Annotated in this window: 11 protein-coding genes; 10 read left to right on the top strand and 1 reads right to left on the bottom strand. The window is 69.4% G+C overall.

Going from position 1 to position 16,755, the window contains the following annotated elements:
* The 6 genes from NNJEOMEG_RS14610 (at position 1) to NNJEOMEG_RS14585 (ending at position 6,817) form a co-directional block, all read left to right on the top strand.
* On the top strand, positions 1-390 hold the full coding sequence (locus NNJEOMEG_RS14610) for a tautomerase family protein (RefSeq protein ID WP_173085749.1): 390 nt from the start codon (positions 1-3) through the stop codon (positions 388-390).
* 272 nt (positions 391-662) lie between these two features.
* Positions 663-1,274 (top strand): TetR/AcrR family transcriptional regulator, encoded by a 612-nt coding sequence (locus NNJEOMEG_RS14605; protein ID WP_173085747.1) that lies wholly within the window; start codon positions 663-665, stop codon positions 1,272-1,274.
* Positions 1,271-2,317 carry an HlyD family secretion protein gene (locus tag NNJEOMEG_RS14600; RefSeq protein WP_173085745.1) on the top strand — a complete coding sequence of 349 codons (1,047 nt, stop codon included), beginning with the start codon at positions 1,271-1,273 and terminating at the stop codon, positions 2,315-2,317. Before NNJEOMEG_RS14605 ends, NNJEOMEG_RS14600 begins: the two co-directional genes overlap by 4 nt.
* 122 nt (positions 2,318-2,439) lie before the next feature.
* Positions 2,440-3,348, top strand: coding sequence for an ABC transporter ATP-binding protein (locus NNJEOMEG_RS14595; protein WP_173085957.1), 909 nt, complete (start codon positions 2,440-2,442; stop codon positions 3,346-3,348).
* A gap of 29 nt (positions 3,349-3,377) precedes the next feature.
* On the top strand, positions 3,378-4,478 hold the full coding sequence (locus NNJEOMEG_RS14590) for an ABC transporter permease (protein ID WP_173085955.1): 1,101 nt from the start codon (positions 3,378-3,380) through the stop codon (positions 4,476-4,478).
* A gap of 110 nt (positions 4,479-4,588) precedes the next feature.
* Complete coding sequence (locus NNJEOMEG_RS14585) at positions 4,589-6,817, top strand: DUF6311 domain-containing protein (RefSeq protein WP_173085743.1); 2,229 nt, start codon at positions 4,589-4,591, stop codon at positions 6,815-6,817.
* 29 nt (positions 6,818-6,846) lie between these two features.
* Here NNJEOMEG_RS14585 and NNJEOMEG_RS14580 read toward each other — a convergent pair whose 3' ends face one another.
* The gene (locus tag NNJEOMEG_RS14580) at positions 6,847-8,634 is read right to left on the bottom strand and encodes a diguanylate cyclase domain-containing protein (protein ID WP_173085741.1); all 1,788 of its coding nucleotides are present in this window, start codon (positions 8,632-8,634) and stop codon (positions 6,847-6,849) included.
* Positions 8,635-8,828: 194 nt separating this feature from the next.
* Here NNJEOMEG_RS14580 and NNJEOMEG_RS14575 point away from each other — a divergent pair, with 194 nt between their 5' ends.
* From NNJEOMEG_RS14575 to nifJ, 4 genes are all read left to right on the top strand, one after another.
* Complete coding sequence (locus NNJEOMEG_RS14575) at positions 8,829-9,227, top strand: restriction endonuclease (protein WP_173085739.1); 399 nt, start codon at positions 8,829-8,831, stop codon at positions 9,225-9,227.
* Between the two features lie 465 nt (positions 9,228-9,692).
* Positions 9,693-11,789, top strand: a complete 2,097-nt coding sequence (locus tag NNJEOMEG_RS14570) for an acetate--CoA ligase family protein (RefSeq protein WP_235956983.1) — start codon at positions 9,693-9,695, stop codon at positions 11,787-11,789.
* Positions 11,790-11,807: 18 nt separating this feature from the next.
* Positions 11,808-12,875 (top strand): DRTGG domain-containing protein, encoded by a 1,068-nt coding sequence (locus NNJEOMEG_RS14565; protein WP_173085737.1) that lies wholly within the window; start codon positions 11,808-11,810, stop codon positions 12,873-12,875.
* Between the two features lie 36 nt (positions 12,876-12,911).
* A complete protein-coding gene (nifJ, locus tag NNJEOMEG_RS14560; protein ID WP_173085735.1) occupies positions 12,912-16,544 on the top strand; it encodes a pyruvate:ferredoxin (flavodoxin) oxidoreductase in 3,633 nt (1,210 codons plus the stop codon).
* The last annotated feature ends 211 nt before the right edge of the window (positions 16,545-16,755 follow it).

Below are 16,755 nucleotides of genomic sequence, written 5' to 3'. Positions count from 1 at the left end.
ATGCCTCTCGTCCTCGTCAGCGTCATCGGCCCCCGCGAGCACCAGGAAAAGCGGGACCTCATGGAAGCCGTGCATCTGGCCCTTGTGGAGGCCTTCGGCATCCCCGCGCACGACCACAACATCCGCATCCAGCACTTCGCCCCCGACGAGTGGCTTGTGCCGCCCGGCAAGGGCGAGCGCTACACGCTGGTGGAGGTCAAGGCCTTCGAGGGACGCAGCCCCGAGGCCAAAGGCAGGCTCTACGCCGCCGTGGTGGAACGCCTGGGCAAGTTGGGCGTGCCCGCCGGGGACGTGTTCGTGCACGTGGCCGAGGAGCCCCGCCACAACTGGGGCATCCGGGGCGGCCAGCGCGCCGACCAGGTGGACCTGGGCTACGAGGTGAAGGTCTAGACGGCTCGCCGCTACGGTCGCCTCCCGCCGCCTGATCAAATCCCTCCGACAGGGGCAGGGACAAGCCACGCGCGGAGCCGCCGGCCCATGCGCGAGGCCTTGGACTTGCCCCTTGCAACGCGGCCTGCGGGGAGTCGCCGCGCATGGCCCCGCCCCGAGGCCGACGCCCCCCCCGGGGCGCTCCTCCGGCCCTTGTCATCTGCTCTTGACACCAGTTAACCATCTGGTTAAACAGTCCGGTAAGCGATACGGTTAAACGCCAAGGAACCTCCATGACCCAGCAGGAAGCCCCCCAGGCCCCCGAGGCCGCCATCCTGGACGCCGCCGCCACCGTCTTCGCGGCCCATGGCTTCGCCGGAGCCAGGGTGGAGGCCATCGCCAGGGCCGCCGGGCTCAACAAGGCCATGCTCTACTACCGCGTGGGCGACAAGGCCCGGCTCTACGAACTGACGCTCCAGGCCCAGTTCGAGGCCCTGGCCCGCTCCATCGAGCAGGGCACGGCCCGTCCCGGCTCACACGCCCAACGCCTGGAGGCCGTGCTCGACGCCGTGACGGAAGCCTTCCAGCGCGACCCGCGCCTGCCGCGCATCATGGCCTGGGAGCTGGCCTCGGGCGGGAGCAACCTGCCCGCGTGCGTCACGCCGCTCCTGGGGCGCATCATGGGGGCCGTGGCCGGAGTGGCCGGACGCGCCGGGCTGGACCCGGTGCTCGCCTACTTCTCGCTGGCGGGGCCTCTGGTGCTCGTGGGGCTCACCCAGCCCCTGCGCGCGCGCCTGGCCCGCAGCGGCCAGGGTTTCCCCCCCTCCGCCGGGAGCGCGGGCGTGGCCGACATGGCCAGCTACCTGAAAACACTTTACCGCAAAGCCCTAGGGGAGGACGCATGAACCGCCGCTCGACGTTCCCCTGCCTCCAGACCGCGCCGATCGAGCGCTCCGTCGCCGACAGCCCCTCCCGGCGGGGCGCGCCGCGAGCCGTCGCGCCGTTCCTGGCCCTGCTGGCCGCCCTGGCCTGCGCCGCCTGCTCCCGCTCCGACGCCATGCCCTACCAGGGCTACGTGGAGGGCGAGTTCGTCTACGTGGCCACCCAGTTGGCCGGACGCCTGGACGATCTCCCCGTGGCCCGGGGCGACCGTGTGCGGCCGGGCCAGCGCCTCTTCACCCTGGAGCACGCCCTGGAGCAGCAGGGCGTGGACAAGGCCCAGGCCAACCTCCGGCGCGCCCAGGACACCGTGAACGACCTCAAGAAGGGCCTGCGCCCCGAGGAGATCGACCAGATCCTGGCGCGCATCGCCCAGTCCGAGGCCGAGCTGGCCCTGGCCAAGCTGGAGATGGACCGCAGGGGCGCGCTGCTCTCCTCGGGCTCCGTGGCCAAGGAGGACTACGACCGCGCCCGCACGGCCTTCCTCAACGCCCAGGGACGCCTCTCAGACGTGAAAGCCCAATTGGCCACGGGAAAGCTCGGCTCGCGCGTGGACCAGATACTGGCCGCCCAGGCCCAGGTCCGCGCCGCCCAGGCCGAACTGGACCAGGCCGCTTGGATGCTCGACCAGAAGCTCGTGCCCGCCACCCTGGAGGCCCTGGTCTTCGACCTGCTCCACTACAAGGGCGAGTGGGTGGCCGCTGGCAGCCCGGTGGTGAAGCTCCTGCCGCCCGGCAACGTGAAGGTGCGCTTCTTCCTGCCCGAGGCCGAGCTGGGCAGGGTGAACCTGGGCGACGCGGTGCGCGTGGCCTGCGACGGCTGCCCCGCCGTGCTGGAGGGCCGCGTGAGCTTCGTGTTCCCCCAGGTGGAGTACACCCCCCCGGTGATCTTCAGCCAGAGCTTCCGCGAGAAGCTGGTGTTCATGGTGGAGGCGCGCTTCGACCCCGAGACATCCAAGGGCCTCAAGCCCGGCCAGCCGGTGAGCGTGGCCCTGGGAGCGGCGAAGTGAGCGCCCGCGCCGCCGGGCCTACGTCCGCCGCGACGGGGCGGACCGCTGTCGCACAGACCGCCCAGGCCTCCGCCGCCTCGGCGGCGGGGCTCCAGGCTGCTCGGCCCGGGTCCGCCCCGGCCATCGACGTGCGGGGCGTCACCAAGGCCTTTTCGGGCAAGGTGGTGGTGAACAACCTCTCGCTGCGCGTGGAAAAGGGCGAGATCTTCGGGTTCCTCGGTCCCAACGGCTCGGGCAAGACCACCTTCATCCGCATGCTCTGCGGCCTGCTCAGGCCCGACGCGGGCGCGGGAACGTGCCTGGGCCTGGACCTGACGCGCGACGCCGAGCGCATCAAGACCCGCGTGGGCTACATGGCCCAGCGCTTCAGCCTCTACGGCGACCTCTCGGTGCGCGAGAATCTGGATTTCATGGCCAGGGTCTACGGCGTGCCGGAGCGCCGCGAGGCCGTGGAGCGCATGATCGATCGCATGGGCCTGGGCCGTTTCGCCGGGCAGCTGGCCCAGAACCTCTCGGGAGGCTGGAAGCAGCGCCTGGCCCTGGCCGCGAGCCTGATCCACGGCCCGGAGCTCCTGCTGCTGGACGAGCCCACCGCAGGCGTGGACCCAAAGGCCCGGCGGGACTTCTGGGACGAAGTGCACGAACTGGCCGGACAGGGCCTCACGGCGCTCATCTCCACCCACTACATGGACGAGGCCGAGCGCTGCCACCGCCTGGCCTACATCGCCTATGGCGACCTGCTCGTGCAGGGCACGGTGGAGGAGGTGGTGGCCGGACGCGGCCTGGCCACCTGGGAGGCCACCGGGGGCGACCTCTACGCCCTGGCCCGGGACGTGCGCCCCCTGCCGGGCGTGGAGCAGGTGGCCCACTTCGGCAACACCCTGCACGTCAGCGGCCCGGATCCGGCCCTGCTGGAGCGCTCCCTCGCGCCCCTCCGCGGAGGGGCCTGGAGCTTCGCCAGGGTGCCCACGAGCCTCGAAGAGGTGTTCATCAGCCTCATGGACCAGTCCCTGAAGGGGAAGAAGCCGTGACCCGCTTCAGCCCCCGGCGCTTCTGGGCCATGGTGGTCAAGGAATTCGTGCAGATGCGGCGCGACCGCCTGACCTTCGCCATGATGATCGGCATCCCGCTCATGCAGCTGATCCTCTTCGGCTTCGCCATCAACGCCAACCCCCAGAACCTGCCCCTGGCCGTGCTCTCCAACGACCAGTCCGAGTTCTCGCGCACCCTGACGGCGGCGCTCCAGAACAGCCGCTACTACCGCGTCACCGACGTGATCTCCACCGAGGCCGAGGCCCGCCAGCTTCTGGACACCGGGCGCGTGCAGTTCGTGCTCACCATCCCCCAGGACTTCGGACGCCTCGTGGCCCGGGGCGACCGGCCCACCGTGCTCGTGGAGGCCGACGCCGCCGACCCCTCGGCCACCGGCTTCGCGCTGGGCGCGCTGGACGCCCTCTTCCGGGACGCCCTCAACCGCGACCTCATCGGGCCGCTGCTCCCCTTGCGCCCGTCGCCCGGCCCCGTGGACCTGCGCATCCACAGGCTCTACAACCCGGAGATCGAGACCAAGTACAACATCGTGCCCGGCCTCATGGGCGTGGTGCTCACCATGACCATGGTGATCATCACCGCCCTGGCCATCACCCGCGAGCGCGAGCGCGGCACCATGGAGAACCTTCTGTGCACCCCCGTGCGGCCCTTCGAGGTGATGGCGGGCAAGATCCTGCCCTACATCGTGGTGGGCTACATCCAGATGGGCCTGATCATCCTGGCCTCCCGGGTGATCTTCCAGGTGCCCGTGCTGGGCAGCCTGCCCTTGCTGCTGGTGGTGTCCATCCTGTTCATCGCGGCCAACCTGGCCGTGGGCATCACCTTCTCCACCGTGGCCCAGAACCAGCTCCAGGCCATGCAGATGGCGTTCTTCTTCTTCCTGCCCTCCATCCTGCTCTCGGGATTCATGTTCCCCTTCCGGGGCATGCCCGAGTGGGCGCAGTGGCTGGGCTCCGTGCTGCCGCTCACCCACTACCTGCGCATCGTGCGCGGCATCGTGCTCAAGGGCTCGGGCCTGGCGGACATCGCCCCGGAGCTGTGGCCCATGGCCGCCTTCCTGGTGGTGATGATGACCGTGGCCGTGAAGCGCTACCGCCAGACCCTGGACTGATCCGGCCCGGCCTGCCCGGCTGGCCCCGACCGGGCCTGACCGGGCCAGCTCCCCCCAGGCGCGCGCCCGGAACGCTGGACGCGCGCCCCGGCCGGGGCTATGCGCTCCCCATGTCCCACGCCAACGCCGTCACTCCCACCCCCTCGGACCGGGACGCCCCCCTGGGCATCGCCGGAACCCTCCTGGCCCTGGCCGCCGGGCTCCTGGCCTGGGCCGCCCTGGGCGGCTGGCGCATCCTGGACCCCTCCGGCACGGGCTGGCTCCTCCAGGGCGACTTCGCCCAGCACTGGCTGGGCTGGCAGTTCTTCCGCGAAACGCCCTTCTGGCAACTGCCCCTGGGCCGCAACGACAACTGGGGCCTTACGATCGGCAGCACCGTTGTCTTCACCGACTCCATCCCCCTGCTAGCCCTGGCCTTCAAGGCCGTCTCGGGCTGGCTGCCCCGGCACTTCCAGTATTTCGGGCTCTGGACGCTGGGCTGCCTGCTCCTCCAGGCCCTGCTGGGGGCCAGGCTCCTGCGCCTGCTGGGCGCGGACAGGCCCTGCGCCGTGCTGGGCGCTGGCTTCTTCGCCCTGGCCCCGCCCCTGCTCTTCCGGCTCCAGGGGCACATGGCCCTGGCCGGGCAGTGGCTCCTGCTGGCCGCGCTCCTGCTGCACCTGGGCCGCGCCTTCCGGCCCGCGCGCTGGCTTGCGCTGCTCGCGGCCGCGCTGCTCACGCACGCCTACCTCTTCGCCATGGTCTTCGCCGTGTTCCTGGCCGACCTGGCCCGCCGGGCGCTTCGGCGCGAGGCCCGGGCCGGGCGGCTGGCCTGGACCCTGGCGGCGGCCCTCGGCCTGACGGCGGCGCTCATGGCCCTGGTGGGCTACTTCGCGGCGGGCGAGAGCGGGGCCGGGGGATTCGGCGTCTTCCGGCTGAATCTCAACGCTCTCTTCAACCCCCTGGACCGCTGGTCGGCCTACCTTCCCCGCCTGGCGGACGGCTACGGCGACTTCGAGGGCTTCAACTACCTGGGCCTGGGCGGGATGGCCGCCCTGGCCCTGGCCCTGGGGCTGCGCCTGGCGCGCGGCTCCCGGGTCGGCCTGCCGCCCCTCGTCCCCCTGGCCGCGCTCTGCGCGCTTCTCACGCTCTTCGCCCTCTCGGACCGCGTGGCCCTGGGCCGCACGGAACTGCTGCACATCCCCCTGCCCGCGCTCCTGGAGAAGCTGGGGGCCACATTCCGCAGTTCGGGGCGTTTCTTCTGGGTCCCCTTCTACGCGCTCCTGGCCCTCTCCCTGGCCCGCGTCGCCACGGCCCTGCCCCCCCGGGCGGCGCGCACCGCCCTGGCGCTGCTGCTGGCCCTCCAGGTCGCGGACCTGCGCCCCGGGCTGGCCTCCCTGGACGAGCGCTTCGCCACGCCCCCGGCCTTCGCCACGCCCCTGCGCTCGCCGTTCTGGGAGGAGGCCGCCCGGCCCGGGGGAAGGCTCCTGCGCATCCCGCCCGAGAACCTTCCGGACGACTGGATCGCCTTCTCTCTGTTCGCCATGGACCACTCCATGAAGACCAACTACGGCGTCTTCGCCCGCGTGAGCGAAGCGAAACTCCTCCATTTCGCCCGCACCCTGGCCGACCAGGCCCTGGCCGGAAGCCTGCGCGCGGGCTCAGTGAACGTCTTCCACAACGAGGCGCTCTGGGCGGGGCTCCTGAACGCCGGGCAGGCCGGCTTCGCGGGGGTGGTGGACGGTCTGCGCGTCTTCGTGCCCGGGCCGACCGCCGGGCGCGAACAAGCCCCCGACAGCCCCGGCTCGCCCGGCCGGACGCCGGACGGCGTCGGCTCGCCGGGACCGCGCGCCCACTGGCCCGCCCTGGACGAGACGGGCAGGAGCGCGGCCCTGGCGCGCGTGGACGTGGCGCAAGGGCAAACGACGCCCTTCGGGTCCGGCGAGCCCGGCAACGTGCACCTGGCCGACGGCTGGCACGAGCCGCACCCGGGCGGCGTGTGGGCGGCCGGACGGCTCTCGCGCCTGGTCTTCCGGATGGACCCTCTGCCGGAGGGCGACTTGGAGGTGGAGATCAGGGCGCGCTTCTTCGTGATGCCCGGGCGTCACGACGCCCAGGTGCTGGAGGCGTGCCTCGAGCGGGATGACGGCGGCAGATCGTCGCTGCGCCGCGAGATCCGCGACGGCGCGGAGCAGTCCGTGACCCTGCGCGTGCCCCGCGCCCATCTGGAGCGCGGCAGGGGGCTCGCGGCCGTGCGCCTGGAGCATCTCGCTCCCGCGCCGCTCAGCCTGACGGGGACGAGCGCCAGCGGTCGTCTCATCTCCATGGAGATCCTCTCCATGGCCGTTCGCCCGGCGCGATGAAATAAACCGCGGGGAGCGGACGCGTCCCTTTACGGATGGTTGAGGTCCAGCTCCCGGGCGGCCTTGCCCGCGAAGCGGTAGGTGCCCCGCCCGGCGGCCTTGGCCTCGTACATGGCGGCGTCGGCGCGCTGGATGAGCGCCTCGCCCGTGGCCCCGTCCCAGGGATAGAGGGCCAGGCCGATGCTGGCGCTCACCCTGGCCTGCGCGCCCTGCAACTCCACGGGCTGCCCCACGGCCCTGAGCATCTTGGAGGCCACGGCGGCCACGCCTTCGGGGGTCTTCACCTCGGGGAGCACCACGAGAAACTCGTCGCCGCCCATGCGGCCCACGGTGTCCGAACGGCGCAGAAGCCCCGCGATGCGCCCTGCCACCTGCTTGAGCAGCAGGTCCCCCGTGGAATGCCCCAGGTTGTCGTTGACCACCTTGAAGCCGTCCAGGTCCAGGAGCATCACGGCCAGCAGGCAGCCGCGCCGCTTGGCCTGGTTGAGGCCCTGCTCCAGACGGTCGGCCACGAGAAAACGGTTGGGCAGGCCGGTGAGGGCGTCGTGGTAGGCCATGCGCCGGATGGTCTCCTCGGCTAGGCGGCGCTCGGTGACGTCGCGCAGCATGACCACGTAGCCCGTGACGCCGCCCTGGGCGTCGCGAATGCCGCTCACCCGGGCGTCCAGGAATCGTTCGGAGCCGTTGGGGCTCACGGTGGCGCGGAAATGGTGGACGCCGCCCTTGCGGACCTGGGAGACGGCCTTGCGCATCCTGCTCTGGGGGACGCCCAGGCATCTGTGGAAGACCTCCACGTCCTGGCCGATGGCCTGGTTTTCGTCGAGCCCCAGCAGGGACAGGGCGGCCTGGTTCACGAAGGCGATGGTCTCGCCGTCGGTGGCGGCTATGCCCAGGTCCACGGAGGTGTTCAGGATGGTGTCCAGATAGACGGTCTTCCGGGCGGCCTCGGCCACGGCCTGGCGCAGGAGATGGTCCTTCTCGCGGATCACGTCCTTGAGCATCTCCACGTAGCGGGCCTCCATGCCCTTGACGATGTCGGACTGGGTGAGCATCCCGGCCAGGCGGCCATCGGAATCCACCACCACGAGGCGACGGATGCCGCGCTCGCTCATGAGGGCGGCGGCCTGGTGCACGGGGGTGTCCCGGTGGGCCGTGACCACGGGGGAGGACATCACGCGCTCCAGGATGACGCCGGAGAGGTCCACGCCCCGGGCCAGAAAGCCCACCATGTCGCGCTCGGTGACGATGCCTGCCGCTTCGCCGTCACGCAGGGCCAGCACGCAGCTGTAGGGCCCGCGCACCATGAGCTCCAGCGCGGCGGCCAGGCTTTCCCCGGTGTCCAGGGTGGCCACCTCGCGCACCATGATGGCTTCGATACGCTTGACCTCCACGAAATACTCCACGCCCAGATTGCGCACCATGTTGGTCTGGGTGACCATGCCCAGGGCGCGCCCGGCCGCGTCCACCACCACGAGGTGGCGGATGCCCTTTTCCAGAAGCATGGAAAAGGCCTCGGGGATGGGCATGTGCGAGGGCGCGGTGAGCACGGGGGAGCTCATCACGTCGCTCACCTTGCGCGCCAGGAGCTCCTTGCCGTGCCGGACCATGGCCGCGATGACCCCTCGCTCGGTGAGGATGCCCACGGGACGCCCCCTGCGCAGGGCCACCACGGAGCTGATGCGGGCTTCGCGCATTCGCTCCAGGGCCGCGCGCATGGTGGACCCGGCCGGGACCCCCAGCACCCCGGGAGTGAGGATGTCCCCCAGCGTGCTGCACACGGAGTGCGCCTGGTCGGGCGGATTGTTCTGATGACTCATGTTGCGGACACCTTGGTTTCACTCCCTGCCACAGTTCGAAGTGATGGGCAACACGACGGCCTTGCGAAAGGCGTTCCATGGGCCATTTGCTCCATCTTCCCGTCCCCGTGCGCTTCCGGCCTTGCCTTTTCGGCCCGATTGGGCCAGGGGGAGGCTTGAAACCGGCCGACGACCAACAACGCGCGAGCCATGCCATGAGCCAGAACACGCGAAAGCAGCACCCCCTGGAGTCCATCCGCAAGTTCTGCGTGGCCTGCATGGGCGGCTCCTACCTTATGGTGGCCCAGTGCCCAGAGACGGCCTGCCCCCTGCACGGCTACCGCATGGGCAGCGTCGAGGAGGGCGTTTCGCGCCCGCCGGTGCGCGCCGTGCGCCGCCAGTGCCTGGCCTGCTGCTGCGAAGACCGCGAACGCGTGCGCGCCTGTTCGGCCTCCCCCGCCTGCAAGCCCCCCTTCGAGCCCTGCCCCCTGTGGCGCTTCCGCCTGGGTTCGCGCCCGGAAATCTTCGAGCGCCGCAAGCGCAAGGCCAGGCGCACCCTGCTGGTGCTGCCGGGCCTCACCCTGGATAAAAACCAGGAAAATCCGGCCCCCTGATCCGCCGGACGCGGGGCGGGCTTTTTTCCAATTTGCCGGAGGGCCTTGTTTCGCCCCCCCGCGTCCGGCATTTTTGCGATTTCCCTCCCCGCCGCATTGGCCAACCTTCCGAAATAACGTGACAACATGCCCACATTCCGGGATGCGCCGGGCATTTGCTTCACGCCGCATTGACGCGCCGCCCCCGATGGGGCATAGGCAGGGAAAGCCTGCCAGCCTCTGTCCGAATCCCAGGACGGCGCTCTCCTCCCCCCGCCGTCCGCTTTATCGGACTATCCCCGCCAATCCGGCGGACCGGACAGATTCATTCAGCCTAACCACTTGTTTTGCTTGCCTTGGTCCAACTGGAACGAAAGTTGTATCCGCATACTTTCGACGGCACGAAGCGGGTCTTCCGGAAGATCCGAGGCCATTAACACTCACAGGGTCCGGCCCCGGACGAGGCCTGGGGCGATTGGAGAAAAGATGCATCTTGACGCGCTGTTCAGCCCGAAGAACGTGGCCGTGATCGGCGCATCCAGGACCCCGGGCAAGATCGGCCACACCATCCTCAAGAACATGATCGAGGCAGGCTATGCGGGCGAACTCTTCCCCGTGAACCCCAACGCCGAGAGCGTCCTGGGGCTTGCGGCCGTGAAGTCCGTCGACGACCTGCCCACCCCGCTGGACCTGGCCGTGCTGGCCGTCCCCCGCGACCAGGTGCCCGCCTCGCTCAAGGCCCTGGCCAAACACCACCTGCGCTGCGCCGTGGTGGTCTCGGCGGGCTACCGCGAGTCCGGCCGCGAGGGCCTCAAGGTGGAAGGCGAGGTGGCCCGCATCTGCCGCGACCACGACATCGCTCTCATCGGCCCCAACTGTCTGGGCGTGCTCTCCACCACCGACGGCATCAACGCCTCTTTCGCGCCGGGCTTCCCCCGCAGGGGCAACATCGCCTTCTTCTCCCAGTCCGGCGCGCTGTGCGCCGCCATCCTGGACTGGGCCATCGGGGAATCCATCGGCATCTCCAAGTTCGTGAGCCTGGGCAACAAGGCCGTGGTGGACGAAACCCACATGCTCTACGCCCTCTCCCAGGACCCCGAGACCAAGGTCGTCCTTGGCTACGTGGAGAACGTGGAGCACGGCGAGGCCTTCCTGCGCATGGCCCGCAAAATTTCGCGCGACAAGCCCGTGATCATGCTCAAGGGCGGCTCCACCCCCGCCGGGGCCAAGGCCGCCTCGGCCCACACCGGGTCCATCACCGGCTCCGATCCGGCCTACGAGGCGGCCTTCCGCCAGACCGGCATCCTGCGCGCCCACACCGTCTCCGAAATGTTCGACCTGGCCCAGGCCTTTTCCTGCCAGCCGTTGCCTCAAGGACCGCGCCTCGCCGTGGTCACCAACGCCGGCGGCCCGGCCATCCTGGCCGCCGACGCCGTGGGCCGTTCGCTCTTGTCCATGGCGGCCCTCACGCCCCAGACCGTGGACACCCTGAAGGCGGACCTCCCAGCCGCCGCCAGCGTGTACAACCCCGTGGACATGATGGCCTCGGCCGACCCCGAGCGCCTGGAACGCACCCTCTCCGTGGTCCTGGACGACCCCATGGCCGACTCCGTGCTGGTGCTGGTGGCCCCCACCGCCTTCACCGACCCCCGGGCCATGGCCCAGGCCGTGGTCCGGGCGGCCACCGGCTCCCACAAGCCCGTGCTCTGCTGCTTCATGGGCAAGGCCCTCATGGAGGACGGCGCGCGCCTGCTCAAGGAATCGGGCTTCCCCTGCTACCCCTTCCCAGAGCAGGCCGTCACCTGCCTGGAGGCCATGTACCGCCACGGCGTGCGCCGCTCGCGCCCCTCGCCCGTGATGGCCAGCGTGGAAGGCCGCAAGGACCTCGTGCGCAAGGCCATCAAGGAGGCCCGCGCCCTGGGCATGACCGACATCCCCACCGAGGGCGCCCAGGCCGTCCTCAAGGCTTACGACCTCCCCGTGGCCCGCGCCCGCCTGGCGCGCACCTCCGACGAGGCCCTGGCCGCCGCCGCCAAGCTCGGCTACCCCGTGGTCTGCAAGGTGGCCTCCCCCCAGATCGCCCACAAGGCCGACGCAGGGGCCGTGGCCCTGAACGTGCGCACCCCCGAGGAACTCAAGGCCGCCTTCCTGGAAATCACCGGCCACGTGAAGGTGCTCAGGCCCGACGCCCACGTCTCGGGGTGCATCATCCAGGAGCAGGCCCCCGCCGGGATGAAGGAAGTGGTCATGGGCTTCAAGCGCGACGACAACTTCGGCCCCCTTCTGCATTTCGGCCTGGCCGGGGTCTACGTGGACGTGCTGGGCGACGTGTCCCACCGCCTGGCCCCCATCTCCATGGGCGACGCCCGCCAGCTGGTGCGCGAGATCGACGCCTACATGCTCCTCACGGGCGTGCGCGGCGAGCCCCCCGCCAACATCGAGGCCCTGGAGGACCTGGCCATCCGCCTCTCCCAGCTGGCCCTGGACTTCCCCGAAATCTACGAGGCCGATCTAAGCCCCGTCCTCGTGAACAACGAGCGCGCCGTCATCGCGGACGCACGCCTCATGCTGCTGCCGCGCTAGACAAGGAGAGCGACCGCCATGCCAGGACTCTACATCGGCTCCACCGCCCCCTACTCGGGCAAGAACACCCTCTGCCTGGGCCTGGGGCTCACCCTGCGCAGGGAGGGCCACTCCGTGGGCTACTTCAAGCCCGTGGGGGCGCAGGCCGCCAAGATCGGCGACGCCTGGGGCGACCTGGACGCCAGGGCCGTCTGCCAGGCCCTGGGCCTGGACACCGCCCCCGAGCTGGCCACGCCCGTGCTCGTCACCCAGGACTTCATGCACAAGGCCTTCTCCCAGGCCCCCTGCCAGGACAGGACCAAAACCATCGCCGCAGCCTACAAGAAGGTCTCCTCCGGCAAGGACGTCACCCTGGTGGGCGGCTCCGGCGGCTTCCTCACCTCTGGGCTCTACGCCTGCCTGGACGGCCCCACCGTGGCCCAGGCCCTGGACCTGCCCGTGCTCATCGTGGACCGCTGCGCCTTCGAGCTCAACTACGACATCCTGCTCTCCATCAAGGAGCGCCTGGGCGACAGGATGATCGGCTGCGTGCTCTCCGACGTGCCCGGGCATTACATGGAGGAGGTGAGCTCCGTGCTGGCCCCGTTTTTGGCCAGGCGCGGCGTGAAGGTGCTGGGCGTCATCCCCCACGACAGGCTGCTCAACTCCGTCACGGTGGAGTCCCTGGCCCAGCGCCTGGGGGCCACCATCATCTCCGGCGCGGCCAAGGCCCAGGACTCGGCGGAGAGCTTCATCATCGGAGCCATGCAGGTGGAGAACTTCCTCACCCACTTCCGCAAGCACCCCAAGGCGGCGGTGATCCTGGGCGGCGACCGCTCGGACCTCCAACTGGTGGCCATCGAGGGACGCCCCGCCTGCCTGATCCTCACCGGCAACCTCTACCCCAACGACATCATCCTGGCGCGCGCCGAACATGCGGAAGTGCCCATCATGGTCGTTCGGGACGACACCTATTCCGTGGCGAAACGCATGGAGTCGCTCATCGCCAGACACAAGCTGCGCGACCCCGGCAAATACCAACAGGCATCCCAGCTGGTGGCGGCCCACGTGGACGTGGCCGCCGTCAAGAAGGGTCTCGGGCTCTAACCAACCCCATACGGACCAATGAAAGGAACCAAGGCAATGGCAAAGAAACTGATCAAGACCGTCGACGGCAACACCGCCACCTCCTGGGTGGCCTACGCCCTCTCCGAATGCGCCGCCATCTACCCCATCACGCCCTCCTCCAACATGGGCGAGATGGTTGACGAGTGGGCCTCCCAGGGCATGAAGAACATCTACGGCCAGACCGTGAAGGTCCGCGAGCTCCAGAGCGAGGCCGGCGCGGCCGGCGCGGTGCACGGCTGCCTGGCCGCCGGCGCCCTCACGAGCACCTACACCGCCTCCCAGGGCCTGCTGCTCATGATCCCCAACATGTACAAGATCGCCGGCGAACTGCTGCCCGGCGTCTTCCACGTGTCGGCGCGCGCCGTGGCCGCCCACGCCCTCTCCATCTTCGGCGACCACCAGGACGTGATGGCCTGCCGCCAGACCGGCTTCGCCATGCTGGCCGGCTGCTCCGTCCAGGAAGCCCACGACATGGCCCTGGTGGCCCACCTCTCGGCCATCGAGTCCAGCGTGCCCTTCCTGCACTTCTTCGACGGCTTCCGCACCTCCCACGAGGTCCAGAAGATCGAAGTGCTCGACTTCTCCGAGATCGCCGGCATGGTGAACCAGGAGAAGGTGGCCGAGTTCCGCGCCCGCTCCATGAACCCCGAGCATCCCCAGATCCGCGGCACCGCCCAGAACCCCGACATCTACTTCCAGGGCCGCGAAGCCGCCAACAAGTACTACGACGCCGTGCCCGGCATCGTGAAGAACGTGATGGCCAAGGTCTCCGCCGCCACCGGCCGCCCCTACAACCTCTTCGACTACTACGGCTCCCCCAACGCCACCCGCGTGATCGTGGCCATGGGCTCCTCCTGCGAGGCCATCAAGGAAGTCATCGACCACATGAAGGGCGAGAAGGTCGGCCTCGTCACCGTGCGCCTCTACCGCCCCTGGTTCGCCGAAGCCTTCCTGGCCGCACTGCCCAAGACCGCCAAGAAGATCACCGTGCTCGACCGCACCAAGGAAGCCGGCTCCCTCTACGAGCCCCTCTACCTTGACGTGGCCACCACCCTGCGCGACGCCAAGATCGACGCCCAGCTCCTGGGCGGCCGCTACGGCCTGGGCTCCAAGGAGTTCACCCCCGCCATGGTCAAGGCCGTGTTCGACAACATGAACACCGCCAAGAAGAACCACTTCACCGTGGGCATCAACGACGACGTGACCGGCGCCTCCCTCGAAGTGCCCGCCTTCGCCGACACCACCCCCAAGGGCACCGTGCAGTGCAAGTTCTGGGGCCTGGGCGCCGACGGCACCGTGGGCGCGAACAAGGAAGCCATCAAGATCATCGGCGACAACACCGACATGTACGCCCAGGGCTACTTCGCCTACGACTCCAAGAAGTCGGGCGGCATCACCGTGTCGCACCTGCGCTTCGGCAACGAGCCCATCCGCTCCACCTACCTGGTGAACGCCGCCGACTACGTGGCCTGCCACAAAGCCAACTACGTCCAGCTCTACGACGTGCTGGAAGGCATCAAGGACGGCGGCGCCTTCGTGCTCAACTCCCCCTGGACCCTGGAGGAGATGGAGAAGGAGCTGCCCGGCGACATGAAGGCCGCCATCGCCAACAAGAAGCTCAAGTTCTACAACATCGACGCCGTGAAGATCGCCCAGAGCGTGGGCCTCGGCGGGCGCATCAACATGATCATGCAGACCGCCTTCTTCAAGCTGGCGGGCGTGCTGCCCTTCGAGAAGGCCGTGGAGCTGCTCAAGAAGTCCATCCACAAGGCTTACGGCCGCAAGGGCGAGAAGATCGTCAACATGAACATCGCCGCCGTGGACCAGGCCGCCGCCGCCCTGGTCGAGGTGCAGTACCCCGCCTCCTGGGCCACCGCCTCCGGCCAGGTCGCCGGCTGCTGCTCCAAGCTGCCCGACTACGTGGCCAAGATCGCCAAGCCGGTGCTGGCCCAGAAGGGCGACGCCCTGCCCGTCTCCCTGTTCGACCCCTCGGGCCTCATGCCGCTTTCCACCTCGCAGTACGAGAAGCGCGCCGTGGCCATCAACGTGCCCGAGTGGATCAAGGAAAACTGCATCCAGTGCAACCAGTGCGCCTTCGTCTGCCCCCACTCCGCCATCGTGGCCGTGCTGGCCGACGACGCCGAGAAGGCCAAGGCCCCTGCCTCCTTCGAGACCCTTCCCGCCCAGGGCAAGGAACTCAAGGGCATGCACTTCCGCATCCAGATCAACACCCAGGACTGCCTCGGCTGCGGCAACTGCGCCGACATCTGCCCCGCCAAGACCAAGGCCCTGGCCATGAAGCCCATCGAGACCCAGCTTGATCCCCAGGTCGCCAACTTCCAGTTCGCCGACACCGTGGCCTGGAAGGAAGGCCTGCTCAAGCGCGACTCCGTGAAGGGCTCCCAGTTCTACAAGCCCATGATGGAGTTCTCCGGCGCCTGCTCCGGCTGCGGCGAAACCCCCTACGTGCGCGTGCTCACCCAGATGTTCGGCGAGCGCATGATCATCGCCAACGCCACCGGCTGCTCCTCCATCTGGGGCGCCTCGGCGCCCACCACGCCCTACTGCGTGAACTCCAAGGGACACGGCCCTGCCTGGGGCAACTCCCTGTTTGAAGACTGCGCCGAGTTCGGCTTCGGCATGGGCTTCGCCGTGGCCCAGCGCCGCGAGACGCTCAAGGCCAAGGTCGAGGCCGCCATGGCCGAGGCCACCGGCGAACTCAAGGACGCCATGGCCGCCTGGCTCGAAGGCTTCCTGGACGCCGCCAAGTCCGCCGCCGCCGGCGACAAGATGAAGGCCCTGCTGGCCGGCATGTCCGCCAAGTCCGACGCCCTCAAGGCCGTGGAGGCCGACGCCGACCTCTTCACCAAGAAGTCCATCTGGTGCTTCGGCGGTGACGGCTGGGCCTACGACATCGGCTTCGGCGGCCTGGACCACGTGATCGCCTCCGGCGAAGACGTGAACATCCTGGTCATGGACACCGAAGTGTACTCCAACACCGGCGGCCAGTCCTCCAAGGCCACGCCCACCGGCGCCATCGCCAAGTTCGCCGCCGCCGGCAAGCGCACCCGCAAGAAGGACCTGGCCCGCATCGCCATGACCTACGGCAACGTCTACGTGGCCGCCGTGTCCATGGGCTACAACAAGCAACAGCTGATGAAGGCCTTCGCCGAGGCCGAGGCCTACCCCGGCCCCTCCATCGTGATCGCCTACGCGCCCTGCATCAACCAGGGCCTCAAGCGCGGCATGGGCAAGACCCAGGAGCAGGCCAAGCTGGCCACCGCTTCCGGCTACTGGCCCCTGTTCCGCTACAACCCGCTCCTGGCCGACCAGGGCAAGATCCCCCTGGTGATGGACTCCAAGGCCCCCGACGGCACCGTGGTCGAGTTCATGATGAGCGAGAACCGCTACGCCGCCCTGGACAAGATGATCCCCGACGTGGCCAAGATCCTGCGCACCGAACTCGAGAAGGAAGTCAACGACCGCTGGAAGCAGCTCTGCCTGCTGGCGGGCGTCTCCCCCGAAGGCGATGCCAAGAAGGCCGCGCCCAAGGCCGAAGCCGCCGTTGACGGCTGCACCCTGACCGCCACCGCCGAGCACAACGGCGGCAGCGCCGAGCCCTGCGACGACGGCCGCGCCGGCAAGTAACCCGTAAACGCGCCCCCGGGCCGAAGAAATTCGCGCCCGGGGGCTTTACAAATTGACAAACGTTTCCCATAATTGTTATAAGGGAGACATCCCAAATGACGGCCCTCGGGCCGGCTGGCAGCCACCCCTCGCGGCATCGCCCCACCACACCCCGCCCTAGAGCCGCGAGCCTCACCACGCTGCCCAACCCTGCCGGCTGGCCCAACCGTGC

Source organism: Fundidesulfovibrio magnetotacticus, assembly GCF_013019105.1.
In the GTDB taxonomy this organism is placed as follows: domain Bacteria; phylum Desulfobacterota; class Desulfovibrionia; order Desulfovibrionales; family Desulfovibrionaceae; genus Fundidesulfovibrio; species Fundidesulfovibrio magnetotacticus.
Note: the sequence above shows the minus strand (reverse complement) of the source record. Positions and strands in the feature narration are given on the sequence as shown.

Bases quoted from the DNA above. Each gene is read 5' to 3' on its own strand.
- NNJEOMEG_RS14570 (WP_235956983.1), top strand. From the start codon at position 9,693: ATGCATCTTGACGCGCTGTTCAGCCCGAAGAACGTGGCCGTGATCGGC.
- NNJEOMEG_RS14565 (WP_173085737.1), top strand. From the start codon at position 11,808: ATGCCAGGACTCTACATCGGCTCCACCGCCCCCTACTCGGGCAAGAAC.
- NNJEOMEG_RS14585 (WP_173085743.1), top strand. From the start codon at position 4,589: ATGTCCCACGCCAACGCCGTCACTCCCACCCCCTCGGACCGGGACGCC.
- NNJEOMEG_RS14610 (WP_173085749.1), top strand. From the start codon at position 1: ATGCCTCTCGTCCTCGTCAGCGTCATCGGCCCCCGCGAGCACCAGGAA.
- nifJ (WP_173085735.1), top strand. From the start codon at position 12,912: ATGGCAAAGAAACTGATCAAGACCGTCGACGGCAACACCGCCACCTCC.
- NNJEOMEG_RS14600 (WP_173085745.1), top strand. From the start codon at position 1,271: ATGAACCGCCGCTCGACGTTCCCCTGCCTCCAGACCGCGCCGATCGAG.
- NNJEOMEG_RS14605 (WP_173085747.1), top strand. From the start codon at position 663: ATGACCCAGCAGGAAGCCCCCCAGGCCCCCGAGGCCGCCATCCTGGAC.
- NNJEOMEG_RS14590 (WP_173085955.1), top strand. From the start codon at position 3,378: ATGGTGGTCAAGGAATTCGTGCAGATGCGGCGCGACCGCCTGACCTTC.
- NNJEOMEG_RS14580 (WP_173085741.1), bottom strand. From the start codon at position 8,634: ATGAGTCATCAGAACAATCCGCCCGACCAGGCGCACTCCGTGTGCAGC.
- NNJEOMEG_RS14575 (WP_173085739.1), top strand. From the start codon at position 8,829: ATGAGCCAGAACACGCGAAAGCAGCACCCCCTGGAGTCCATCCGCAAG.